Annotated in this window: 23 protein-coding genes; 7 read left to right on the forward strand and 16 right to left on the reverse strand. The window is 42.3% G+C overall.

The window, feature by feature from the left end; all coding sequences use genetic code 11:
- Positions 1–167: 167 nt before the first annotated feature.
- From JWQ54_RS17065 to JWQ54_RS17075, 3 genes are all read right to left on the reverse strand, one after another.
- Positions 168–1,043, reverse strand: coding sequence for an alpha/beta hydrolase (locus tag JWQ54_RS17065; RefSeq protein ID WP_299587140.1), 876 nt, complete (start codon positions 1,041–1,043; stop codon positions 168–170).
- A gap of 200 nt (positions 1,044–1,243) precedes the next feature.
- The gene (locus JWQ54_RS17070; protein WP_299587143.1) at positions 1,244–2,161 is read right to left on the reverse strand and encodes a TIGR01777 family oxidoreductase; all 918 of its coding nucleotides are present in this window, start codon (positions 2,159–2,161) and stop codon (positions 1,244–1,246) included.
- 50 nt (positions 2,162–2,211) lie between these two features.
- Positions 2,212–3,036 (reverse strand): DUF393 domain-containing protein, encoded by an 825-nt coding sequence (locus tag JWQ54_RS17075; RefSeq protein WP_299587145.1) that lies wholly within the window; start codon positions 3,034–3,036, stop codon positions 2,212–2,214.
- 226 nt (positions 3,037–3,262) lie between these two features.
- On the opposite strand from JWQ54_RS17075, the gene JWQ54_RS17080 reads away from it, so the two are divergent.
- Genes JWQ54_RS17080 through JWQ54_RS17090 form a run of 3 tightly spaced genes read left to right on the forward strand, consistent with a single transcriptional unit; the run spans position 3,263 to position 5,028 of the window.
- Positions 3,263–3,400 (forward strand): hypothetical protein, encoded by a 138-nt coding sequence (locus tag JWQ54_RS17080; protein WP_299587147.1) that lies wholly within the window; start codon positions 3,263–3,265, stop codon positions 3,398–3,400.
- A gap of 18 nt (positions 3,401–3,418) precedes the next feature.
- Positions 3,419–4,867 carry an anti-phage dCTP deaminase gene (locus JWQ54_RS17085; protein ID WP_299587421.1) on the forward strand — a complete coding sequence of 483 codons (1,449 nt, stop codon included), beginning with the start codon at positions 3,419–3,421 and terminating at the stop codon, positions 4,865–4,867.
- Positions 4,864–5,028 (forward strand): hypothetical protein, encoded by a 165-nt coding sequence (locus tag JWQ54_RS17090; protein ID WP_299587149.1) that lies wholly within the window; start codon positions 4,864–4,866, stop codon positions 5,026–5,028. Before JWQ54_RS17085 ends, JWQ54_RS17090 begins: the two co-directional genes overlap by 4 nt.
- Before the next feature lie 95 nt (positions 5,029–5,123).
- On the opposite strand, the gene treF is transcribed toward JWQ54_RS17090, so the two are convergent.
- From treF to JWQ54_RS17130, 8 genes are all read right to left on the reverse strand, one after another.
- Complete coding sequence (gene treF / locus JWQ54_RS17095; protein ID WP_299587152.1) at positions 5,124–6,698, reverse strand: alpha,alpha-trehalase TreF; 1,575 nt, start codon at positions 6,696–6,698, stop codon at positions 5,124–5,126.
- A gap of 206 nt (positions 6,699–6,904) precedes the next feature.
- Positions 6,905–8,041, reverse strand: a complete 1,137-nt coding sequence (locus JWQ54_RS17100; RefSeq protein ID WP_299587155.1) for a formylglycine-generating enzyme family protein — start codon at positions 8,039–8,041, stop codon at positions 6,905–6,907.
- 15 nt (positions 8,042–8,056) lie between these two features.
- Entirely contained in the window at positions 8,057–9,919 is a 1,863-nt protein-coding gene (locus JWQ54_RS17105) for an arylsulfatase (protein ID WP_299587157.1), read from the reverse strand.
- Positions 9,920–10,075: 156 nt separating this feature from the next.
- A complete protein-coding gene (locus tag JWQ54_RS17110) occupies positions 10,076–11,032 on the reverse strand; it encodes a sterol desaturase family protein (protein ID WP_299587159.1) in 957 nt (318 codons plus the stop codon).
- Positions 11,016–11,216: a hypothetical protein gene (locus JWQ54_RS17115; protein WP_299587161.1), complete on the reverse strand. Its 201-nt coding sequence runs from the start codon at positions 11,214–11,216 to the stop codon at positions 11,016–11,018. The genes JWQ54_RS17110 and JWQ54_RS17115 overlap by 17 nt, the downstream gene beginning before the upstream one ends.
- Positions 11,213–11,386 (reverse strand): hypothetical protein, encoded by a 174-nt coding sequence (locus JWQ54_RS17120; protein ID WP_299587163.1) that lies wholly within the window; start codon positions 11,384–11,386, stop codon positions 11,213–11,215. Before JWQ54_RS17120 ends, JWQ54_RS17115 begins: the two co-directional genes overlap by 4 nt.
- Positions 11,387–11,416: 30 nt before the next feature.
- Complete coding sequence (locus tag JWQ54_RS17125; RefSeq protein ID WP_299587166.1) at positions 11,417–12,898, reverse strand: RagB/SusD family nutrient uptake outer membrane protein; 1,482 nt, start codon at positions 12,896–12,898, stop codon at positions 11,417–11,419.
- Positions 12,899–12,909: 11 nt separating this feature from the next.
- On the reverse strand, positions 12,910–16,038 hold the full coding sequence (locus JWQ54_RS17130; protein WP_299587168.1) for a TonB-dependent receptor: 3,129 nt from the start codon (positions 16,036–16,038) through the stop codon (positions 12,910–12,912).
- A 784-nt stretch (positions 16,039–16,822) separates the two neighbouring features.
- Between JWQ54_RS17130 and JWQ54_RS17135 the strand changes: the two genes are divergently transcribed.
- On the forward strand, positions 16,823–17,965 hold the full coding sequence (locus JWQ54_RS17135) for a putative sensor domain DACNV-containing protein (protein WP_299587170.1): 1,143 nt from the start codon (positions 16,823–16,825) through the stop codon (positions 17,963–17,965).
- A 14-nt stretch (positions 17,966–17,979) separates the two neighbouring features.
- On the opposite strand, the gene JWQ54_RS17140 is transcribed toward JWQ54_RS17135, so the two are convergent.
- Entirely contained in the window at positions 17,980–18,357 is a 378-nt protein-coding gene (locus tag JWQ54_RS17140) for a hypothetical protein (RefSeq protein ID WP_299587172.1), read from the reverse strand.
- Positions 18,358–18,516: 159 nt separating this feature from the next.
- Positions 18,517–19,098 (reverse strand): hypothetical protein, encoded by a 582-nt coding sequence (locus tag JWQ54_RS17145; protein WP_299587173.1) that lies wholly within the window; start codon positions 19,096–19,098, stop codon positions 18,517–18,519.
- Positions 19,099–19,542: 444 nt separating this feature from the next.
- On the opposite strand from JWQ54_RS17145, the gene JWQ54_RS17150 reads away from it, so the two are divergent.
- Positions 19,543–20,028: a DUF421 domain-containing protein gene (locus JWQ54_RS17150; RefSeq protein ID WP_299587175.1), complete on the forward strand. Its 486-nt coding sequence runs from the start codon at positions 19,543–19,545 to the stop codon at positions 20,026–20,028.
- A 9-nt stretch (positions 20,029–20,037) separates the two neighbouring features.
- Here JWQ54_RS17150 and JWQ54_RS17155 read toward each other — a convergent pair whose 3' ends face one another.
- The 3 genes from JWQ54_RS17155 to JWQ54_RS17165 are packed head-to-tail and all read right to left on the reverse strand — an operon-like array spanning position 20,038 to position 23,716.
- Positions 20,038–22,239, reverse strand: a complete 2,202-nt coding sequence (locus JWQ54_RS17155; protein ID WP_299587177.1) for a hypothetical protein — start codon at positions 22,237–22,239, stop codon at positions 20,038–20,040.
- 21 nt (positions 22,240–22,260) lie between these two features.
- The gene (locus tag JWQ54_RS17160; RefSeq protein WP_299587179.1) at positions 22,261–22,602 is read right to left on the reverse strand and encodes a hypothetical protein; all 342 of its coding nucleotides are present in this window, start codon (positions 22,600–22,602) and stop codon (positions 22,261–22,263) included.
- A gap of 43 nt (positions 22,603–22,645) precedes the next feature.
- A complete protein-coding gene (locus JWQ54_RS17165; RefSeq protein ID WP_299587181.1) occupies positions 22,646–23,716 on the reverse strand; it encodes a glycoside hydrolase family 130 protein in 1,071 nt (356 codons plus the stop codon).
- A 191-nt stretch (positions 23,717–23,907) separates the two neighbouring features.
- Here JWQ54_RS17165 and JWQ54_RS17170 point away from each other — a divergent pair, with 191 nt between their 5' ends.
- Positions 23,908–24,066, forward strand: a complete 159-nt coding sequence (locus JWQ54_RS17170; RefSeq protein WP_299587184.1) for a hypothetical protein — start codon at positions 23,908–23,910, stop codon at positions 24,064–24,066.
- 84 nt (positions 24,067–24,150) lie between these two features.
- Complete coding sequence (locus JWQ54_RS17175; RefSeq protein WP_299587186.1) at positions 24,151–25,011, forward strand: SDR family oxidoreductase; 861 nt, start codon at positions 24,151–24,153, stop codon at positions 25,009–25,011.
- Positions 25,012–25,030: the final 19 nt, after the last annotated feature.

Genomic DNA, 25,030 nt, shown 5'->3' on the forward strand with positions numbered 1-25,030 from the left:
ATATTTGGCCTGCAAATCCCGGTAAGATACTCCACCTTTTAAATACTCTGAAACGATGGCTGACTTGTTTATATTATGATTCATCTTTCCACTGTTTATTTGTCAACCTATTTTAGGGAAAGTCAGCGTGCAAAAGTGGAACGCTTTGCCGTCTTTTTCTCTCCGTCTTAAAATCCTTCCTTTCCCAACGCAATCGTCACCTTTTTAACCAAATCCCCAATCATTTCCTGCGATTTCAGGATCCGTTCATGCCCTGTGCCTTCGTAATGTTTGGCATTAATGGATGGGTGGGCGTTTAAAAACTCATGTAGGTAAGGGTACAGAGCAACAAGATCGGCATGATCATAGGCCAGCCAATGGTTTGGCTCGGCGTCAAATAAATATTGCCCGTTTAAATTAAAATATGAGGCAGGGTAACCAAACAACTGCTCAAAACTTTCTAAAAATTCATCCTGCGCCGGCTGCTGAACACCGGCGGCATTCATGCTTGCTTCAAAATTTTCTTTCAGGCGCACCAGCGGGGCAAGGCTTACCAGTAACGATGGCGTAATCTCCATTTCCTTAATCGCCATCACATTAGCCATTGCACCCAGCGAATGACCGATCAAAACATCCGGTTTTCCATATGTTTTTATGATAGCCTCCGCCGCCAGTATAAACAATAAAAGGTTTGATAAGTCAGCTTCCGAGCTTCCGTTGCCCGGCGCATCAAATGCAAATACTTCTACATCCTCTATTTCCCTTAGCGCTGTAATTATATCGCCAAAGTCTGCCGCTTTTGAACCCCAGCCATGGGTGATGAGGATTTTACGCTTACCGGTTCCCCATTTAAAACCATTAAAGGTCAGTTCTTTTTTAGCGAAGTAATCATCATTTACTTTTAAGCTGAAATGCTCAGCTTCATTCAGCAACTGTTCCTGTTGCAAACGCACCTGCATTTTGGGTGAGTAACAGATCAGCTGCCAAACCAGGTCATTAAACCCGGTTTGGTTAGCAGCAGCAATTTCTTTTGTTTGGGCGATGATTTGTTTTAGTTTTTTCATGGGTGGTGGAATACTCAAAAGTAATAAATAAGCCTCTTTGTTTTGAGCTGTGAACTTTGCTTTTTTTGTCCCCGCAGGTTCTCCTGAAAGGGAACCTGCGCCACGTGCCAGGTATGTAAGCGGCTTAATTCACGTCGATAGCTTGCTGCAAGCCATCGCAGGATCCTCTGCGAGAGATCCTGCGGAAAACGTAAAACGAATTACTTCAATATCTCCCTCACCGCCCCCTCCGCATCCCCATACGCAAACTCAAACCCGCTCTCCAGCAACCGCTTTGGCAGCACCCACCTGCTCTTTAATATCAGCTCCGTTTCGGTACCTATTACTACAGAACCCATTTCCAGCAGCCATTTGGGAGCGGGTAAGCCAAAAGGCATCCCAAAGGCTTTACGGATGATATGCATTAGCTCCGCATTTTTTACCGGTTTGGGTGCGGTGCAATTGAACACGCCTTGCAATTCGGGATGATCCAGCAACCATTCCGTTGTGCGGGCTGCGTCATGCTCATGCACCCATGAAACGTATTGCTCCCCGTTACCCTGCATGCCGCCCATGCCCAGCTTTACCAGGTTAAGCAGCCGGGGAAATACACTGTCGCTTCTGCCAAGCACAATCCCCATTCGCAAGGCTATTTTTCGGGTTTTTGGTGTTTCATATTTGTTAAAAGCTGCCTCCCATTGCGTGCATACATCAACAGAAAATCCGGTTCCAATTTCGCCCGTCTCCTCATCCTGAGGACGATCCTCCGCATGGCGGTAAATAGTTGCAGAAGTGATGTTGATCCAAAGCTTTGGCGGCTCAAACAAATCCCGGATCACCTCGCCCAGTAGCTCAGTTGGCAGCAGCCTTGAAGCGTAGATCTCCGCTTTGTTTTTATCGGTATACCGGCAGTTTACATTTTTGCCGCAAAGGTTTATCAGCACATCGGCGTTCACCAGCTCGGCTGTCCATTTGCCACGGGTTTTGCCGTCCCAGGTGACGGTCCGGATATTTTGTTCGGCCTGTTTTTCATGGCGGCTTAATATCACCACCTCTTCCGTTTTATCTTTATAATAATTGGCCAAAACCCTACCCAGGTAACCATTACCACCGGCGAGGACTATCTTTTTGTATTTCATTTTGTTTTGGTTGATTGGGTTGGATTGAGTTGATTAAGTTAGATTGGGTTTTAATTAGATAAAAAAATAACACCCAACAACATCACTCTATACATAGCCCATGTTATCGTCATTGTCCAGTCCAGCTGCATTAATTTGGTCCGGCGGATGTGTTCTAAAAACATCAGCCCGGCAACTGCCATGAAATATAAGATAAAAAACAGGGACTGGATGTAAAACCATTTGCTAATTGCCAGCAGCATCAAAAGCAGCAGGCTTCCGGCGAAAGAGATGGTCATCATGTTACCGAGGTAGTTCCAGCGTTTATCTTTTGCAAAAGTGCTGATGATACCGCCCTGGAAAATGATCTGTCCGCCGCAGATCAAATACTCCCTGTATGCATTGCCCAAAGGCACCACAGGGCTTAGCAAATGCGCATATGCCGTAAGAATATACCCGGTACAAAAGCAGGTGAACAGCAAATAGGCGATGCGGTAATGCTTTTTAAATGTGGGCTGATGCGCAAACCCATCGCCCTGTAGCCCGGCAGGGATAATAACTCTGCGGTTATATGATATAAAGGCATAAAACTTGCTCATCAGCCAAACAAATGGCTTAAAGGCAAACAGCTGCTTAAATACCGGGCAGGCATTACCAAGAATTTTAAAGATGCTTGCTACGCCATAGGTTACTTCGCCGTTATTTAAATTCACCAAAGCAATTTCATTAACAGCTCTTTGTTTGTCAATCAGCGGACAAACATTATCCATCCCGTTTTGATAGGCCTCCCTGCCACCGGCATCCAGCATTCCGATTTTTACAAAGGCCTGGGTATACATTTTACACATGGGGCATTCGCCATCGAACAGGATCATGTGATTTTCTAATGTTTTCATATTTTCAGTAGTTAATGAAATATATGTTTAAAAATATATCAGCGTTTCAGGCTGATACATGCATTTATGATTGCACACTACAAATATAAACATTATTTTTAAACTTTCAGTAATTATTGAAAATAAAAGTTTAAATATCTAGTAAATGCAATTTCTCATAATTTGAAATAAAATTGTTTTCTAATATAATTTTCTATATTCGGCAAACCTTTACACATTATAACCAATGCCTTCACCACTAAAAGCTGTTCCAATAGCCGGCTATTCGGCTCAAAAAAAAGGGCAAACTACCCGCGAGAAAGTTGAAAATACGTTAACGTCTGAACTTGTCATTAGCATATGTGCCCCAATTGGATCAATGTGAGAATTAGTAATAAAATCTATTATTGACACATTAGAAACAGTTTATAAATATGAAGTTGTTGTTATTAAGCTCAGCAATTTTATTGATCGTTATAATCCCATAGATTTTGCACAACAGGGTGGTCAAACCGATGCCTTTACTGTTTTAAAAAATAAAATTGATGGAGGTGACGAGTTAAGAAAAAAAAGTAATAGTAGTTCATGTTTAGTTGAATTGGCAATTATGCAAATTCTAAAAGACAGGATAGGTCAAAAGGCAAACGATGATTTGCCTGACCTTAGCACTCTAATTCACAACCTTGAAAGCCGAAGGAAATGTTATATAATTGATTCTTTAAAAAACAAAGAAGAAGTTGAGCTATTAAGGTCTGTTTATGGTAGCATTTTTTATTGCTTTAGCGTCTTTACACCCGATGAAGAAAGAAGAAAAATATTAAGTGATAAAGGTTTATCTAAACAGGAAATAGAGACAATTATTTCAACAGATGAATATGAGAATAATCTTCACGGTCAAAATGTGAGAAATACATTTATCGAAGGTGATTTTTTTATTCGAGTGTCAGATGTCAATAAACTAACCCTTTCAGCTAAAATTGAAAGATTTTTCAACATAATTTTTGAGAGTGAGGTGGTCACCCCTACAGCAAATGAAATTGCTATGTATGAGGCAAAATCGGCGGCTGGAAATTCAGCCTGCCTATCCAGACAAGTAGGCGCAGCAATCACCAACGACAAAGGAGAAATTATTTCTAGAGGCTGGAATGACGTTCCTAAATTTGGAGGCAATCTATATAAGGATGGAGATGACGAAGATCATAGATGTTTAACTACAGGGCTTTGTAGCAACGATTTAAAAAAGGATGATTTAACTGAAGATATAGTTTTAAGTATAATTTCAGATCCGTCATTAAAAAGAGAACTTTTTAATGATAATGTTGTTGCTGCAGGTAGTGTATTGTTTAAACAATTGCAACGCGTAATAAGAAAAAACTCTAAGGTAAAAGATTTAATAGAATTTTCACGATCTGTTCATGCAGAAATGCATGCTATCATAATTGGGAGTCAATTAGGTGGAAGACGAATGATTGATGGTAAATTATTCTGTACAACATACCCTTGTCATAATTGTGCAAGACATATAATTGTTGCTGGAATTAAGGAAATTTATTATATTGAGCCATATAAAAAAAGTTTAGGTACAATTTTACATGAAGATGCTCTAACAGAAAATGAGAGATGCACAACAAAAACAAAAATTTTAATGTTTGATGGTGTAGCACCACGAAGGTATTTAGAGTTTTTCAGCCTTAAAAGTCCAAGAAAAGATGAAAATGGGAAATTAATAAAAATTAATAAATTTGATATTTTTCCAAAATCAAGATTAACTTTGCAATCATTACCAACATTAGAAATGCAATCAATTCATTCGTTAACTGAGTCAGGTCTTTTAAAAATTCATTCATCATGAAAAAATTACCCGAAAACCCTAAGAACGATCAATTAAAGATGGATTTTCCATTAAAAACCAGTAATAATGCCAATTACAATTCTGGAAAAGTTATAAATATAAACGACCGTTCAATAAAAGCATTCGCTTCATTTATAGTTAAAAATTCAAAATCATTTTAGTGATCCCTAAAATGATTTTGTTACGTTATAAAATTCTTTTTATCATACGCATTCTTAACTGACAAGGCAAAAAAGTCTTGTCAGTTAAAGGCAATCTACTGCTTGACCGCTTCTCCCAACTTATACTTATCCATCAAATTTAACAAAACCCCGTTTGTCCAGCCAAAGCCATCCTGCAGCGGGTATTCGCCGCCGCCTGCTTTAGCAGCGGTATCAACCACGTTATATTTTTCCATCAGTTTACCGGTGCTGTTAAATATATTAAGGTTGGTATTGATCCATGACGATGCAAAAGTAGCTGCCAGGCTGGTTTTATGGTAATTATTTAAACCGTCAATTGCCATATATTGCAGCGGCGCCCAGGCATTCGGGCTGTCCCATTGCTGGCCCGACCTGTTAAAAGTAGTAACCAACCCACCGGGATGAAAGAATTTGGTTTTTAAGCCTGCGGCGATTTTTGCCGCCTGCCGGTTATCAGCAATCTTAAACTCCAGCGGGAATGTTCCGGCCAGTGTTTGCTGCGTTGATTGGCGTTTCAGTTTCCAGTTATAATCCATAAACCAGCCCTTACCTGCGCTCCAGCAATATTTTAATATCGCTTTTTTGCGGATCAACGCTTTGTTTAAATACTGAGTGTACATCTTTTCATTCCCTTGCGTTTGATAAGTACGGGCAATGGAAAGCTCCAGGTGATATAGCAAACAATTCAAATCAACGGGAATAATATTGGTAGTTTGAATGCTTGCCAGCTTGCCGGTTTCATCAAACCAGCGGGTACTAAAATCCCACCCGGATTCTGCAGCAGCCCTTATATTGCGATAAAAATCTTCCGGCTTTTGTTTGGATAGCTTAGCGGCTGTTACATCCTGTTTATATGACTCCTCACGGGGTTTGTCCGAATCATCCCAATAGCGGTTCAGCACCTCTCCTCCGGGCATCCGCACCACCATGCGATGTGCCTCCCCGGGTTTTAATTGTTTGGCGCCTTCCATCCAAAATGCGTATTCTTTTAACAGTTCCGGCTGGTACTTTACCCTTAACTGTTCGCCTTTATCCTTAGCAAGCAAGTCAACCATCATTGAAAAAAATGGCGGCTGCGACCGGGTTAAATAATAGGTGCGGTTCCCGTTTGGTATAAAGCCGAATTTATTAATGAGATAGGCAAAATTATCAACCATGTTTTGCATGATAACCGTTTGATGGCTTTGCTGCAGGCCCAGCATGGTGAAGTACGAATCCCAGTAATAGATCTCGCGGAAACGCCCGCCGGGAACAATAAAATCATTTGGCAAAGGGATCAATGACGAATAGCTGCTAACCTTACCATGATGCCGGTAAAGCACCTGCCATAAAGTATCGATATGCTTACGGATACCGGCCGACACATCCGTTTTAAAACCACGGTTAGGAACAATAGGCGAAGTGAAATTTTCATTAACAAACTGTTTCAAATCAAATCCCGGCTTATCCTTCCGGTCGTTATAATCCTTCATAATAAGCGCAGGGTCGCGTACAGGAGTAGCGTCAACAAAAGTTTTATTATCCGGGTACACATCCGACAGCTGCACAGCTTCAAACAACCCGGGAAACCACTGCCTTGGCGTTTTGATTTGAGCGCCGGCCGATACAATAATAAACAGCAGCAGTAAGGTTAACCGTAATTTTTTCATAGCTGAAGGTAATAATCCGATAGCAAAAACGCTGTCAGGCAGGTTTTATTGGTTACCAAATATATTCAAATCATCTTAAAATCAACGGTTAAAAATCAGCGGCCAAAAAAAAAGGCCCCGCAACAAAATTGCTGCGAGGCCAGGTCAGTTAATAGTTAATCTTTCTATGCTGATAATATACAGCGCTCTTATTTTTATAAATCCAATTAATCCTTTACACATCTGAAACCCAGGTGTTCCATTCCGCTGTCTTCTGTACTTTTCATTCTCCGCGATACCTTGTAACCTGTACAGTAACTCCCATTGCACAAAAAAGAACCTCCCCTTATTACGCGTTTTTTAGCATAAGGTTCGTCCGGATCAAAACTATTTGCAGGCCCCTTTGGATTAACCGCTCCTTTGGTAAGAGTACTATAATACTTATTGTTATAATAATCGGCACACCACTCCCATATATTCCCGGCCATATCATACAAACCATACCCGTTTGCTGCGAACGAAGCAACCGGGGCCAGTCCGTAAAATTTATCCTTTAAGGTGTTCCGGTCGGGGAAACGCCCCTGCCACGTATTTGCCTTAACCTTACCATCGTCAACCGGTTCATTTCCCCAGGGATAAATTTTATCCTGTAAGCCTCCCCGTGCCGCCCATTCCCACTCTGCCTCCGTAGGCAGGCGCTTGCCCGCCCATTTGCAGTAGGCAACCGCATCGTACCATGAAATATGCACAACCGGGTAATTGGCTTTTCCTTTAATATTGCTTCCCGGACCGTGCGGATGCTTCCAGTCGGCCCCTTTTTTCCAGGCCCACCATTGACTGTAATCATTTAACCCCACAGCATGATCCGGAGGCGTAAACACAAGTGATGCGGCTACCAATACACTGTCATCTGGTTTAGGCGTTCCCGGCGGCAACTGTTTCTTCATCTCGTTCCAGTCGGGTTTACGTTCAGCAGTTGTAACATATCCTGTGGCTTTTACAAAGCTGCTGAATTGTGCATTGGTAACCTCCGTCGTATCCATCCAAAAGCTTTTTACCGTTACCTTATGCCGCGGATATTCATCTTCTTCGGCCTGGCTATTATTACCACCCATTACAAAAGTGCCCGGCCTTATCAAAACCATACCCGGATGCAATTCATTAATACCACCTGCCTCAATAGCTGCGGGCACATTGAGTTTAACCGAAGCAAAACGGGCAGGGATATTTGATTCACAGCAAAGTTTCTTTTTTCCATTAACCGTTTCGGGCAACCGGGTATAATTTCCGGTAACAGTAACCGGTTTTTGCTTACAGGCGAAACAAAAACCGGTTAATAAAATTATTAGTTTTAATGATCTCATATTGATCGCAGTTATTTACGGTGTAACCGGCGACTTGTCCGTTTTATGGATCCTTCCTTTAGTCACATCTTCCCAGTCAATAAAAGGATAAATATTATTCTTTTTAGCCTGGTCATCATATAGCGCCTGTAATTCCTTTAACTTATCCGGATATTTTGATGCCAGGTTGATCCGTTCATTAAAGTCGGTTTTCAGGTCATACAATTCCCAAACATCCGCATCAAAATTTGTTGTACCGGCTGCTTTATCGGTATGTGGTTTAGTAAGGTTGGTAAAGTCAGGGTGATGATAAACCTCGGCCTTCCAGCCATCCTTATAAATTGAGCGGGATCCAAAAATATAATAATACTGTAACAGATGCCTTGATGGGGCGGCAGCATTTTCAAACGAATACACGAGCGAAGTCCCCTGCAGCGTATCCTGCTTAATGCCCCTGATATATTCAGGCGCTTTAATGCCCAGGTACTCCAGCGTGGTGGGTAAAATATCGTTCACGTGCCCGTATTGCGTACGGATGCTGCCTCCATCTTTTATCCCTTTCGGATAATAAACAATAAGCGGGTTACGTGTACCGCCTTCGGCATTGGCGTCCTGTTTCCAGTATTTAAACGGCGTATTGGTTGCCTGTGCCCATCCTAACGGATAGTTGGTTTGTGTTCCTTCGGGAGTTCCTATTTCACCTATTTTATCCAGGTTGTGCTGTAAGTTTTCCTGTTCGTTAACCTGCGAACGTATAGCACGGTCAATATCGCCGTTTAATGTACCTTCCTTACTTGCGCCGTTATCACCTATTATTACAAATATTAAGGTATTATCCAGCTGCTTGCTTGTTTTCAGGTAAGTGATCAGCTTACCAACCTCGTTATCCGCATAGGTTAAATACCCGGCATACACCTCCATAAAACGCGCATACAACTTCTTTTCATCCGCAGAAAGCGATTTCCAGGCTTTAATGTTTGGGTTACGCCCCGGTAATACTGCATTTGAAGGTATGATCCCCAGTTTTTTCTGATTGGCAAATACCTTTTCGCGGAACGCGTCCCATCCTTCATCAAACTTTCCTTTATAAAGGTCGCTCCATTCTTTAGCTACCTGGTGCGGGGCATGGGTTGCACCGGGCGAGTAGTAAAGAAAGAACGGCTTATCAGGCGCCACTTTTTGCTGCCTGCTGAGGTAGCTGATCGCTTTGTCTGTGATCTGTTCATTCAGGTTTCTGCCATCTGTTGGTACATGAGCATTATCCTCAACCAGGTCTGGCTTATACTGGTCGGTTTGTGAGCCCAAAAACCCAAAGAAATGATCAAACCCTTTACCCGATGGCCAGCGGTCAAACGGACCCGCATCTGTGGCATCTTCATCAGGTGTTAACCCATACTTACCCACAGCAAAGGTATTGTACCCATTCTCACGCAGGATCTCGGCAATGGTGCCTTTGTCTGATGGGATGCGGCCATCATAACCCGGAAAACCTGCTGATAGTGCGGTATGCGCAAATCCGCCCATATGCACATAATGATGGTTACGGCCAGTTAACAGGGACGAACGTGTTGGCGCGCAAATACCCGCTGTATGAAAGTTAGTGTACCTGAGTCCCTTGCCGGCAAGCGAATCAAAATTAGGCGTACGGATAACACCGCCAAAGGTTGAACTTGCACCGTAACCCACATCATCCAGCAAGATCCACACTACGTTAGGCGCCCCTTTTGGTGCTTTAATATTAGGTGTCCATGATTCTTTTGAATCTGCAAGGGTTTTACCAACTGTGCCGGTAAACGGCTGTTGCTGTTGGGTAAAGTTTTGTGCCGATGCATAATTAGCTATCAATAAACCCGCTAATAAATAGCTGAGCTTATTGATAGTTTTTACTGATATTTTCATTTTTTAATAATTCATAAGAGTTTATATTTTGATAAACAGCCAGTGTTAAGTCAAGAGTCTTGAGTCGAAAGTCTTAAGTCAAATTTTGTCCTTTCCTGACTTAGAACACAAGACTTTCGACTCAAGACTAAATGTCAATTCGTACCTGACACGATGCTATGCCAGCTCGGGCGCTAAGCTTGGCTGGCTCGTTTTATTATCGTAATCTTTCGGCTCCGGCTCCGCTGATTTATTAAAATCATCTGTACGCACTACCGGGCCATTGGCTGCCAGCTCGCTGCCGGGCACCTTTGATTTAAATATCGGCCATAATAATTGCGCATACCATTGGTCGCCTTCATAATGCGAGATGCCGTAGGCTTTAGGATATTGGCGAGAGATCAATGCCGTACCGAATATAATATCCCACAAAAAAAACATATTACCAAAGTTTCCTTTGTAATGGCCCACCCCATCATCTGTTGTAGCGGCATGGTGTGCATGGTGTGTTGCCGGAGTTGATATGGTACGCTCCAGCACCCAGGCCAGGGGATGCAGCACTTTATATTTATAAAAAGGCTTATCCCACGGGATGCTTGAATGTGCAAGGGTAGTAATGGTTCCTTTTATGCCCCGCACAATAATGGCCGGAATCCCTAAGCCCATATAAACCAAAGCTGCGGTCAAATAGGTTTGCGAAAAGAAAAGTGTATAAATGGCATTTTGCCTGCTCGCCATAGCCATCCCCATATAGGAGGCTGAATGATGCGTACGGTGAAAACGCCATAACCATGGAATTTCATGGTGCAGCCTGTGATACCAGTATTGGGTCAGGTCATCTGCCACGGCAATAATTATCAGGCCCCAAAAGAGAGGAACCCAACCAAATTCATTTTTAAATGCCGGAAGCGCCAGGGGTAAGAATTTAAGTGAGTAATAAGCTACTGCGGGCCTTATGATCAGCCGCGGAAGCGTAAAGCACGCGATATCAACAAACTTTTCATTTTTGGGCCATTTTCTTTTATACAATCCAAAAGAAAATTCTAACACGCCAATAAAAAATACTAAGAATGGGAACCCGTAACTATCCAGGTTTGCCACTATCTTTTTTACAAATTCAATCGCTGTTTCCATTGTTGGTTGAGTTTTTGGTGTTTACTGATTTGGTTGCTTCGTGTTTGTGCTGTTTCTTGTTCCATGGCCTTTGCCCCGTGATGGAAAAGGTGATAAACATAAGTGCTATAGGCAGCACATAAATGAATAAGCTCAGGAACGCATTCCTGATTATCCGTTGTTTGGTGGCTGGTTCTATCTTCATAGTTTATTGGTTTTAATTTGTTTCTCAATGGGTTGTTTAGTGGTTTCATTGTAGGATAATAGTTTCCTGGTAAGCCACAATCCGCCAAAAATGATAATGAAAGGTACCAGTGTGACGATAATGCCAACCAGTATTTTCTTTCCTAAAATTGTTACATCTGATACTGTCATACGCTTAGTTTTTAATGATTATTTATTGAATTAGTTATAGCCCGGATTTTGTTTTAACTGGGGATTCAGCTGAATTTCAACCTGCGGGATCGGGAACAGGGTATTCTTTGAACTTGCGGCAGATTTTGCCGGAATTTTATGCAGCGCATCAACCAGCACGGTGCCACCCTGCCTAACCAGGTCAAACCAGCGATGTCCCTCCTGTATAAATTCTTTTCTCCGCTCCAGGAAAATCGAATCCCTAAATGCTGATTGGCCTAAACCTGCAGTAAGCCCGGCAACGCCGGCCCGGCTCCTCACCTGGTTTATGGCATTGTATGCGTCGCCATTGGGTGCGCCATTTATTTCATTCAGCACCTCGGCATACAACAATAACACATCGGCATACCGGATCACCGGGTAGTTAACCCCGCTTTGTGCCTGGGTTGATAAGGGCGACAAACTGTAATCAACAAACTTGTTAAAGTAAGGGGTATATGCGTTTTTATACACCACGTACTTGCCGGTCGCTGCGTTATAAACCGAATCATAAAAAGTTACCGCCCTCCGGGTATCAGTTTTACTGAATAGCTTAAACACGCTGCTATCTGCCGGCACATCAATGGGGAATGTGCCCGTGTTAAATGAGGTAAAGCTTAGGCTCAAATCCTGTACACTGTTTGCTTCGCCCAAATTAGTTTCAAACTGCACCGAAAAAATGTGCTCAACACCATTTTTTGTTGCCTTTTGAAAAACATCCCTGTAGTTTGGGAAAAGCGCATAGCCATAACCGCCATTAATTACCGTTGTAAGCTCAGTAAGTGCATCAGCCCAGTCCTTGCGGGTTACGTAAACTTTTGCAAGTAGAGCATGTGCCGCTCCCCCGGTAGCCCGGCCCACATCAGTGCCTGAATAGGTTTTTGGCAGGTTGGTAGCATCTTTCAGATCGCTAACTATCTGCGCATAAACAGCATCTGCCGCAGCTCTTGATACCAAAAGTTTATCAAGGTCAATGCTGTTAGGGTTATGCAATACCAAAGGCACATCGCCATATAACCGAACCAGGTCAAAATACAGCAGTGCCCTTATAAATTTTGATTCCCTAATGAGCCTCGATTTTAATACCGTATCTATCTGGATGGCCGGGATGTTATCAATAGCAATATTGACCCTGTTAATGCCATAATAAAGCTGCTGCCATACTTTTTGCACGCGGCTGTTTGAAGCGATATAAGTTGCAGTACCCAATGCCCTTACATCCGGGTTGGTATTGCTGGGGCTGTAAACCTGGTTGTCGCTCCCGTTTTCAACCAGTAAGTTAAGCTGCCTTCCATAGAGCGGGAAATCTCCCGCCGGGTCACTGTTCAATGTGCCATAAACCGCATTCACAGCCGAAACAGCATCAGACGAGGTCTTAAAAAATTGCGAGCTTACTATAACCGAGCTTGGGTTTTCATTCAGCTTATTGCAGGATGATAGCGCAGCTGCCGATATAAGTAATGCTATAATTGTATAGGTATGTAATTTTTTCATTTCAGTATTATTTAGAAGGTGATGCTTAGGCCAGCCAGGAATGTTCTTACTGACGGATAAGTGCCATAATCAATCCCCTGTTTGGTGTTATCATTGTCGTAAAAATTCACTTCGGGGTCCTGACCTTTGTATTTGGTAATAGTGAACAGGTTTTGTGCCGATACATAAACCCTTAGCTGTTTGGTATGGATCTTTGAAAGCGGATCATTTGAGAAAGTGTAGCCAAGTGAAGCATTCTTTAGTTTCAGGTACGACCCATTTTCAATATACCTGTCTGTTACCTGCGGAACCGGTGAATTGGTAGCGCGGGCAACCAACCCGCTTGGATTTGACGGGCTCCATCTGTTTAGCAAAGTGGCCGATGCATTGAGCGTAAGGGTAGGCCGCTCTAAACTTTGCTGCAGCAGGTTAAAGATCCTGTTACCGTATGATCCCGCAAAAAATACCGAAAGATCAAAGTGCCCGTAAGTGAAGGTATTGGTAATGCTCCCGGTAAATTTAGGCTGGGCGCTGCCAAGGTTATGTTTATCGGCGGTGGTAATTTTCCCATCGCCATTCTGATCCACATATTTGGTATCACCAACCTGCTGGGGTACTCCTGCTAAAAGCGGCACACCTTTGGCAATATCACTTGCAGTTAAAAGCCCGTGAGTTGTGTATCCCCAAAATGTACCCACAGGCAACCCAACCTGTACTATCACCGGCGAAACCTGCCCGGTAGGCGCCAACGGATAAAAGCTTGTTATTCCATGCCCAAGATTTAAAATTTTGTTCCGGTTTACCGCAAACACAATGTTTGTGTTCCATTTAAAGCCATCATTCTTAATATTCTCCGTATTTAAGGATAGCTCAATACCCCTGTTTGATACGCTCCCTACGTTTTCGAGTGCGCTGGCATAACCTGTATAAAGCGGCAGCGGAACATTCAGCAGCAGGTCGGTGGTTTTTTTATAATAGGCATCAAATACCAGGTTAACGCGGCTGTTAAATAAGCCGATATCAACCCCTGCATCATATTGCGTTGTGGTTTCCCATTTCAGGTCAGGGTTTGTCAGTTGCACAGGCGCAATGCCGGTTACCAGCTTGCTGCCAAAATAGTAGTTGGTGGGAGCCAGCGCTGCCAGCGAGCTGTATGGCGGCACTTCTGAGTTTCCTGTTTGCCCTGCACTTAGTCGTAATTTCAGGTTGCTGATGGTTTCAGCCAGTGGTTTAAAAAAGTCTTCCCTGTTTGCATTCCATGAAAATCCCGCTGATGGGAAATAGCCCCACTTATTATTTGCTCCCAATTTTGACGAACCGTCTGCACGTTCAGAAATGGTGAGGTTATATTTATGCTGATAAGAATAATTCACCCGCGCCAGGTAGGAGTTCATGGTTGAATTGTGTGCTGATGAAAGCGGCAGGTTCGCAATTCCGGCATACGACAGATTATTGTAAGAGGTCAGGTCATTCGGAAATTTTTGTGCCGAGGCTACCGATGATTCATCCCTTTGATATTGCGTGGTATAGCCAACCAGTACATTTAAAAAGTGAGTACGGTTAAAGGCATGGTCATAAGTCAGCGTATTTTCATTCAGCCAGTTCAATGAATTTCCCGTGCCTACCGAAGCATACCCGCTAGCCGCATACCCGTTTGAACCGCCCGCAGGCGAGTTGGTGAATGAGGGTGCATAATAATCCTGGCTGGTATTTAATATATCAACTCCCGCAGTTACTTTCAGGGTAAGATCAGTAGTAAATTTATATTCACCGCCCACATTTCCCAATACCCGGGTTAGTGTAGTGGTATTGGTTGTAGCGGTTATATCCTGCAGCGGGTTAGTTGGCGATGCATTAAAAGGGTTGGTCGTATTATAGCTCCCATCCGCATTTTTTATCTGCGCTACAGGCGAGGTAAGTATTAAGTTTGAATAGGCACTGCTAAAGTTGATGCTGTTATAAGGACTACCGTAAAGTTTGTTTTCGATCGACCGGCTGCCGAATAAATTAGTTGAGATCTTAAATTTATCAGAAACATCTTTTTCATAATTTACCCTGGCCGAGTACCTTTTAAAACCAGTATGTAAAATGGTTCCCTCCTGGTCAAAATAGTTTCCCGAGATCAGATATCTTGATTTTTCATCGCCACCTGATATTGATAATTCATTGTTTGATACAGGCGCGCTCCTTAATGCGGCGCCCTGCCAGTTTGATCCGGTTCCGAAAGCTGCTATCTGTGCATCGGTATAAGTTTTGGCAACACCATCGCTTACATTTACATCATTCACTAATGTTGCCCATTGCGAAGCGTTAAGCAGGTCGAGCGTTTTGGCAACCCGCTGCGTACCAAAATAGCTGTTGAAATTAACGTTATTGGTTCCTTTTTTTCCTCTTTTTGTGGTGATAATAACCACGCCGTTTGCACCGTGCGAACCATAAATGGCAGTTGCTGATGCGTCTTTTAAAACTTCTATCGATTCAATATCATTTGGATTAATGGTTGATAAGGCGTTCACACTTGCACCGTTCGCACCAATGTTGGCGTTGTCGTTATTGTTATAAATAATAAAGCCGTCAATTACATATAGGGGAGCATTGCCAAAAGAAATGGAGTTACCGCCCCTGATCCTTATAGTAGCCGTGCTACCCGGCTGACCCGAGTTTTGTGTTACTGCAACACCCGAAACGGCGCCCTGCAGCAGGTTATCAAATGATGCAGCCGGCTGATTAAGAATATTTTTTGATACGGAGCCGATGGATCCGGTTACGTCGCTTTTTTTCTGAGTGCCATAACCCACCACCACCACTTCATTTAGCAGGCTCAAATTTTCGGTAAGCACTATGGCTATGGGGCTTCCGTCTGCAATAACTTCTTTTGTTTTATAGCCAATAAAGCTGATGATGAGTGTATAAGGGAACTTTTGGCCGGTTACAAAGGAGAAGCTTCCGTCAGCAGCTGTAGTTACCGCATGGGTGATGCCTTTAATATGGATCACGGCCCCTGCTACGGGCTGTTTGGTTAATGAATCTTTAACGGTGCCTACCAGTCTTGAATTAATAAGCGGCACTATTTGTGCAAAAGCGCCTGATGAAACAAGCAGGAAAAAGAGCAGGTATAAAAACTTGAAGGGTATTCGTTTTGCATGGATATATAATTCCATATATTTAGCTGTTTTATGTTAATAAGCAATTGTTAGTAAAACTATTTATGAGGATCGGTTAGTGATTGGCGTTACGGGCCGGTCTCTCGTTGAAATTACCGGCAAGGCTTCCTTGCCGGTATTGTTTTTATGGATATTTAAAATTTCATTACAGTATTCTTAGTTTAATTAGACGTTATACAGCATGCCGTAAATCAACAGGCATAAAAGCCCGTCATGTTTTAATTTGCCGGCAAGAATTAATAGGGTTAATGTTGCTGATCAGCAACAACAGCAGGTACAACACATTCGCATTTCGCGGGGTTGCATGTGGTATTTTGTTTGAGAATGAGGATGTAAAAAAGTCTTCATTACTTTCGTTTATCTGCGCAAATATATAAATATATTTTAAATACTACTAAAACTATAGAAATTATAGATTAAATTCCAATCCTCATTTATTAATGCGTTATAAGTGTTCGAAGAAGTAAAGCAGGACAATTCCTTTCCTGAGAGGCGGGCCTCTATTATTTAACTCACGCCCTGTCTGATAGCTGGCTGTGAGGACACAGCCAGCGGGGATGTTTTCTTTGGTTTGGATGCATGGCTTCAATTTCATCCTCCCGCATGCACAAATCAGCGAAATCCTTAAATCATCTAAAAATCAGCGGCAGACGGAGATGCGCTTTTATACCATCGAAAGCGTTTATAAATAAACACCATCTTCAAGTAATACTTATGTTATTTGTTTTACATAAAATATAATTGCGGTATTTTAGCAGCTCAAATATTGTTTTCAGCAAACATGGCTTACAGATCAACGTATAAAGCGGCTAGTGCGGCGGCACCTGCTATCGAAAGTCATTTTATAAAGCTTTTAGCAACCGCTATACAGCAAGGCGGCCAGGACCTTGCGCCCGAGCCTTCCGTGGATGTGATAGAAGCAATAATTGATGTTGCCTTTTGGGCAAGCCTTCGCCGCGAAGAGGGACGTTCGCCAAAAGTATCACTGGCCTATGTGCCACCCCAGCTGGCCGGACAACCGCTAATATTTGAGGAACGCATATTGATAACCCCTTATGTGCTTACCAAGCTGGCACCGGCGGTTGAGCGCTCGGGCATTCATTTGGGGGTTTGGGACGATGATGGCGAGCTGTATGTTTGGGGCACCACCCGCTCCATACCTGATTGCTGCTTTGTACTGGAAGTAATTGAGCCGGGCCTGTTGGTTATAAAACACAGGCGCATAAAAGGGTTCGGCAAATTCATTAATGTAGCAGTGCTTAAGGGCGATGAAATAAAAATTATTGACGAGCACAGCAAAAGCCTTCCTGATTGCCCGGCCATGCTTACTTCATTATTAGATTACAATTCACCTACCGGCTGGAATGATTCGGTAAACGTGCTGGTACAGTTGGCTGCCTCTATGCGGCTGCATGGCCATGGCGGCATTTTATTGGTTGTACCTTATGATAGTGATGCCTGGCGCGATTCTATCATTCACCCCATAACTTATCCTGTTACCCCTGCATTTGATGAGCTGAAAAAACTGGTAAGCCAGGTAGTAAATGAACGCAGCATGAACCTCTGGCAGGAGGAAGTAAACCGCTCCGTGGACAGCGTTGCGGGCCTTACAGCCGTTGATGGCGCAACTATAATAAACGACCAGCTGGAGCTGCTTGCCTTTGGCGCTAAAATAGGCCTGTCATCAAACGGAACGCCTGTTGAAGAAATACTGGTTACGGAGCCTGTTGTTGGCAGCGTTGCAATAACCATTCACCCGGCACAAAATGGTGGTACACGGCACCTGTCTGCAGCACAGTTTGTGTTTGATCAGCGTGATGCTATTGCACTGGTATCATCGCAGGATGGCAGGTTCACTATATTTTCATGGTCGCCGTGCGAAAATATTGTACATGCACATTTTGTTGATTCGCTGCTGCTGTAAAGAATTTCAGTTTTTTATATCGACGAAAACATGGCTTGCGCCCTATCACCCAAAAGCGGGATCTCCTTTTTTTCGCCCTGAACTGCGCCTATAAAGCCGATTACCCAAAGCACAAAGAAACCCAAATCAACTATTTTCAGCAGGTAATACAATGAAAATATCCCGCCTGTACCTGTCAGCCAGACGATCCCTAAAACAAACCCCAACCCTAAGCGGATCACCATATAAGCAATGTGGAAAAGCAGTGTTTGCCGTAACTGGTAGCTGCCTAAACTTGTTTTGTTATTTTGATGAAAGCCAAAATAGGCAATAAGCCAGCCTACAATAAAAAAGTAACTAATTATGCCTGCCGTTTTACCGTTATCTGTTCCGGGATTGTTAACTGGTTCCATAAAATTTGAGGTTGATTGATAATTGAAATTAAATGTAATTCAAATTATTATAACCTGCTCATTTATTGATAAATAAATTTGAATTTGATCCATGCAATTATAATTACATAAAAAGCCCGTCGTAATAAATGGCAGGCTTTGTAAAAAATTGCCAATGGCTTATTTCATGTCGCTTTTAATTTTGTTTGCGGTTTTTCGGCCGGGCAGATAGATCTGGAGCCCGAATGACAAGTCGAGGTTGCTCCGGAAAGATTGGCTGCCAAAGCCGGCAAGTCCGTTAAATTTCAGTAAAGTTTCCAAACCAACATTTGGTGTAACAAAATAAGCAAACCCCGGACCAATGCCGATTTCCAGGCCATTGGTGCTGCCGCCGCCATCACTAATATTCTGACCTCCGAAACCTACTGTTGCTTCACCAAAAAATCGGCCATGTTTTAATATAGATACATCAGACCCTGTATAATATCTTCCTAAAGCACCTAAACCATAACCGGTTACGGTGCGTGAATCATTTGCAGTTTGAATACTCAGGTTAACATATCCGCCCAGGGCTATATTATCCTCAACAAACCAGGCTGCTTTGGGCGTAACATTAAAGGTGAAAACATGTGGATAGTTCAATCCCAGGTTTATATCGGCAAAATTACTGCCCACTAAAATGTTGCCTTCCCCGATCTGTGCCTTGGCTGAAAACCCTGCTGCAAAAATTGCAAACAGGAATAGTAAAGTAAATTTTTTCATGGTATTGATTTTAAGTAAATGTTAAGTATGATGATAATTAACAATACTTATGCCAACCAACAATCTAAGTTTTAACCATTGGCTTTATAAATCTATCTTAACCGCTTTCTGTCAATTAGGATACCACACTATATACCAGTCAATTACAAGCCTTTAGCTACTTTAGCAACCTAATAGCCTGCTGATAAATAAAGGTGGAAAACAAAGCATTTGTTAACCTGTTGAACTATTTAAACGCTTGCCGCCGTTGATCCCGGTATTGAATATGGTACATTTAAAAATTAACTTCAGCCGGTAAAGTTCCGGGCGACTCGAGCAAAGGCAGTATATTCTGGTTCACCTGCTCACTTATTTAAATTAAAAATCTTTAATTATTCCTTATCATAATTAAACAACTTAAGGCTGTTAACTGTTAGTAACTATCTGAACACTAATACAGTAAATATGGAACTGATAAAAGAAATATTCGGCGAGGGAAAAGATTTGAATGCCCTGCAAATGAGTTGCAGGGGAATTATTGTATTCATCATTGCATTTCTGCTCATCAGGATCTCGGGCAGGCGCTCATTTGGCGTACGCACCGCACTTGACAATATTATTTCCATCTCACTTGGCGCCATTTTAAGCAGGGCAGTTGTAGGTGCATCAGATTTTGTTCCGGTAGTTGTTGCATGTTTTGTGATCGTATTTTTGCACCGCCTTTTTGGGTGGTTTATAGCCAACAGTAAACGCGTTAGTCGCGTTATGGAAGGCGATAAGATCCTGCTTTATAGTAATGGAAAATTTATACCGGCAAATCTAAAAAAGGCACTGGTTTGCGAGGAAGACATTATGCAGGGTGTAAGGAAATCAGCACTTACAGAAAATCTGGATAAAATTGATAAAGTTTACATCGAACGCAACGGGGAGATAAGCGCGATTAAGAAATGATTGTTCATTTTACCAGCTTACCTCAACCGATGCATTCCCTGTTATTGCAAATTCCGTATGGCCATCCTTCATTCTGTTACCTTTAATTTGCTCCTTATGTTCTTTTAACCTAACGGTAAAAATCGGCAGCTTCTTTTTATCCGCAGCCACCATTATTAACCGGCAGGTTAAACGGCTATCGCCCTTTGTGTTAAATGTTATTTTATTGTTCCGGCATTTGAAGCCGGCGACAGGATAATCAATACACACCATAAAGCTTTCACCAGGCACTTTAAAATAATGCCGGGGCAAAATACCAAAGGCATTGCCTGCTCCATATACTTCCTGTCCCACTCCACCGTTTTTTTCCCAGCCATCATGCATATCCTCCAATGCTATCCAAAGTTTCGGATCAACTTCTCCAACTTTAACTTCATCGGAAAGCATTTCCTTTGGCAGCATTGGCGGATAATAATATACAGCCCGTGATACCATATAGCGAATAAATTCAGATAAAAGCAGAGAGATCGAAGGCAGGATCTCCACTCCTTCTGCATGCTTCAAATAATCATGAAAAGCACAAAAAACTTCCTGCTCTTCGTATACTGCTGTATAAGGCGCGTTACTTAACGGGAAAAGGCAAAAAAAGGATGGAAAATATTTTCCATAACCATAATTACAATCCCAAAGCCGTACGTTTTTAAACACATTTGCAAGAGCAAGGTAGCTCAACTCAAGGTAAAGTTTATTCTTGGTGATCTTAAATAGCCGGAGCATTGCACCTGCGCCAAAAGCAGTATTATTGGCCTGGTAAAACATTTCAAAACCCAGACCCTGTAAGGTTTGTGCAGCTTTTTCTGCCTCACTTAAATACTTTTTATCGTTGGTAAGCTCATAGGCTTGTAACATTACATGCGCGTAAATTCCGGCAACATCCTTTTCGCCCCCCTTGCCCGGTTCAGTTTCTGCTTTAACAGTTTCAAGGGTTTCCATGTGATAAAATACAGGCCATTGATATTTAAAATGGCGTGCTACTTTTATAGCATAACCTATAGAATCTAAAAACAATTGTTTGGCTAAGCTATCACCTTTTAAGGCCATCCTTGAAAGGTTGAGCAAAGGGTGTTGCAAATACCAGGAGTCCATCACTTTTGGTTTCTTTTGCTCTTCCTCTCCATCCAGCTTATTTTCAGCTGCGGGCAGCCAGCGCATAATGGTTTTTAATTTTTTATCATAAAATGCAGGCAGACCTTCTTTAATTACTTTCATTACATCCAAACTTGCCCCGCTCCATTCTACATAGTCAAGTAATGGGAGCAGCACAGCCAGTTGTACCATTATCTCCGGGGGTGTAACATAATCGCTTACATAAGCATTAAAGTATGCATGCCCGTTCACATACGACCAGCACCCCGGACTTTCAATCAAATCCTTTAACCCTTTGTCAAGGATAACCGGCCAGTTGTGGTATTGGGTTTCTGGTTTGGGTAATTCAACATAGGCATCAGCCATAAGGTCGAGGTATTGCTTTATTACGCCGCGTTCATCATCTGGCACCTCCCGGCTTAGCACAACAAGAGCATCTGAAAGTGTTACTTTCTTACCTGCGGCTAATGGTTTTTCTTTGGTCGGCGGCAAAGCAAAACCAAGCTCGGGCCACCGGCCACCCACAGTTTCAGCACATGAGGTTTCTGTTTGCTGGCAATAATCCGCAAGTGCTGTAAGGTTCTGCATATATAGAACCGAGCCTGCCCTGGGCCGTGTAATACTGAAATAGATCAAACCTGAACGTGTGCCAACCTGGCTTACATGAATATTTCCTGCGGTATTTTCAGGTTTGCCATTGCTCCCCGGAACAACAATATCCCTGGGCCAAAAAGGAATAAGAAGATCGGTGTGCGGTTTTAAAGTTGTGGTATATTTTAGTGCCGATCCTTCATTTTCAGGGAAAACCACTTTTATGTAATAATCTCCTATTACTGTATCCAAGTGAAAAATAGCTTCCTGGTTTTTACCATCCGTATGCTTTACATTTAAAATCCCGTTAGGACTATAGGCCATCCGGAAAGCAATCTTGCCGCCACCGGCCCATTCAGCCAAAACCCAAAGAGAGTCATGGGTGGCGTTTACAATAAAATTAATATCATTGAAGCTTTTTGAGTAAATGATCTCCATTTTATCACCAGCAAATGTATGACTGGCAGCCGCTGTCCATGGTGAAATTCCGTTCATATTGTTAATGATAAATTTAGTTTAGTCAAGGCCAGGCGCCAGGTTATCGGGATTAACCGCACCATCATTTGCCTCAGTTATTTTACTTAAATTATAATGCATTATACCTGCTCTATCTGTTCCTTTAAGCAAGCCCTTATCATATAGACTGGTTAAAATATGCTTTGCTAAAGCAACCAACTGATCGTCTTTTATAGCCGGTTCAAGTTCTTCCAGCTTGCTGATAACTTCGGTAACAGTACCTTCACCTAATTCGCTCAGCGCAAAAATGATCTTATTCTCCTGCGTATCTCCGGGAAAGTAAGCAGATGGTATTTGTATAGGTTTATATTCTTCTCTAAATTCTTCGTCTGATAGTTCCATAGTATAATTATAACAGGTAGCTTGTTAACAATTAAAACAATTGCTATTCCAATTGGAGATTATACCCTAAAGCAGCAAAAATATCTACCAGCAAAAACTTTGCCCCACATACAAACTCATCTGCAGCACCATAATATATGGTAATAGTATGCGTGTCATTATCAACCACATGACCATTTGTAAATACAACATGTCCAAAAAAGCCGCTTAACTCATATGGCTCTGTGGGCACCATAATTGGTTCAACAGTACGGGCTATTACTTTTGAAGGATCATTAAGATCAAGTAAAAAAGCGCCTAAACAATACTGGTGCCCAGCATTAGCACCATGATAAATTTCCAACCAGCCCTTCTCAGTTTTTATAGGCGATGCACCTGCGCCAACCCTGGCGCTATCCCAGCTGTTACTCCGTGTTTTAACAATGCATTTATGATTGCCCCAATGCACACCATCAGGCGATTCTGCCAGCCAGATATAATTACCACCGATATCAACACTGCTTGGGCGGTGCAGCGCATAAAAAAGTCCGTTGATCTTTTCTTCAAATATGGTACAATCTTTATTATGCGGCGGCAGGATCATCCCATGCGATTCGTAGGTTTTCCAATCGGTAGTTGTGCGCATACATACGCCAACACCATTATCAGAAACTGCTGTAAAGGTTAAATAATACTTATCCTCCAAAAAAGTAACCCGGCAATCTTCAACACCAAAAGTTTGAAGAGCCCCGGTACCAAACAGTTTTTTATAGCCTTCAGGCTCATAAAACTTTATGCCATCATCACTGCAAAGCAAACGTAAATGTGATAAGGTTGTTAAATAATCCACACCTTTATAGCGCACTACACGGGTATCTGTTGCTATAAGCTCTTTGTCATCAAGGGCTATCTCCATTATTTCCGTTTCGCCAGCAGCTGTTAAAACCGGGAAAGAGATGTGTACCTCGCTTTGCTCAGGCCGCTCTGCTACCCTAACCAGCAACCATGTTTTATTATTATACCTGAATACCCCGGGATTTAACAAACAGGCCACGTGCAGCCCTTCAATGCTTGGCTCCAAATCAGCAGGCGATAGTAAAGGATTTTCGGGGAAACGTTTGGCAATGTCTTTCATATCCTGATTAACAATAATGATAGTTCAAGGTTTCATCATACCCTTTCATCAAAATCATTCAGGTTAAAATAAGCCGATTTATTATCAACCGATTCTAATTCAATGGATTTAATAAACTATTATTTAATTTTCTTAAAACTATAATTAATTTCAAAACGTTTCTTTTTACATCAAACAAAAAAAATACCAGTATGAAGGTAACAGTATTTCATAAACCGGTTGACATCCCTGCAGATCCCGGTAAAATTGTGCCGGATGATACAATCACCCATACTTTACCATTGAGTGAAATTAGCCATACCTGTGAAGTTTTTGATAAAAAGGAATACAATTGTGTAAAGTTGTATTAAAAACCGTGAAGTAAATCGTGAAGTGATTTAAAAGCGAAACACAATTGAGATACGTTAGATTAGTAAATAATACAAAGTGAGCGTATGGAACTGGAAACAATAAAAGAAAAACCGCAAAAACAGGATAAACAACCCGGTATTGAGGCTGAAATGGATCCCAGGCCCGAATTTATTAAAGATTCCTACAAAGCATCCGGAAAGCTAATGGGAAAAACCGCGTTAATTACCGGTGGCGATAGCGGTATAGGACGGGCAGTAAGTATACACTTTGCAAAAGAAGGGGCAGATATAGGTATTGTTTATTTGAATGAAGATGTGGATGCCAGCGAAACGAAAAAATTAGTAGAGGCGGAAGGTAGAAAATGCCTGCTTTTTAAGGGCGATGTTAAAGACAGTAACTTTTGTAAAGATTCGGTTGAAAAATTTGTAGGTGAGCTTGGCACAATAAACATATTGGTAAATAATGCAGGAATGCAGATCCCTGAAAAAGAAGCTAAAGCGATAACTGAAGGTCAGCTGGAGGAAACTTTCCGCACTAATATTTTTGCCTATTTCTATTTTGCACAGGCGGCGCTTGGGTATATGAAGGAGGGTGACAATATCATTAACACCACTTCGGTTACTGCCTACCGGTCGTCGCCAAATCTTATTGATTATTCATCAACCAAGGGCGCTATTACAAGCTTTACCCGGAGCATGGCTTCAAACCTGGCTAAAAAGAAGATAAGGGTAAATGGTGTGGCTCCGGGCCCGGTATGGACACCACTGATCGTATCGACATTTGATGAAGAAAAGATTAAAAAATTTGGCAGCGAAACGGCTATGGAACGTCCCGGTCAACCATCTGAGCTTGGGCCTGCCTATGTTTTCCTGGCTAGTGATGATGCCTCGTTTATAACGGGTCAGGTTATCCATGTTAATGGAGGAGAAGTAGTGAACGGCTAATTAATTTAAACATCAGCTA

The sequence above is a fragment of the Mucilaginibacter sp. genome (genome assembly GCF_028288225.1).
Taxonomy (GTDB): Bacteria; Bacteroidota; Bacteroidia; order Sphingobacteriales; family Sphingobacteriaceae; genus Mucilaginibacter.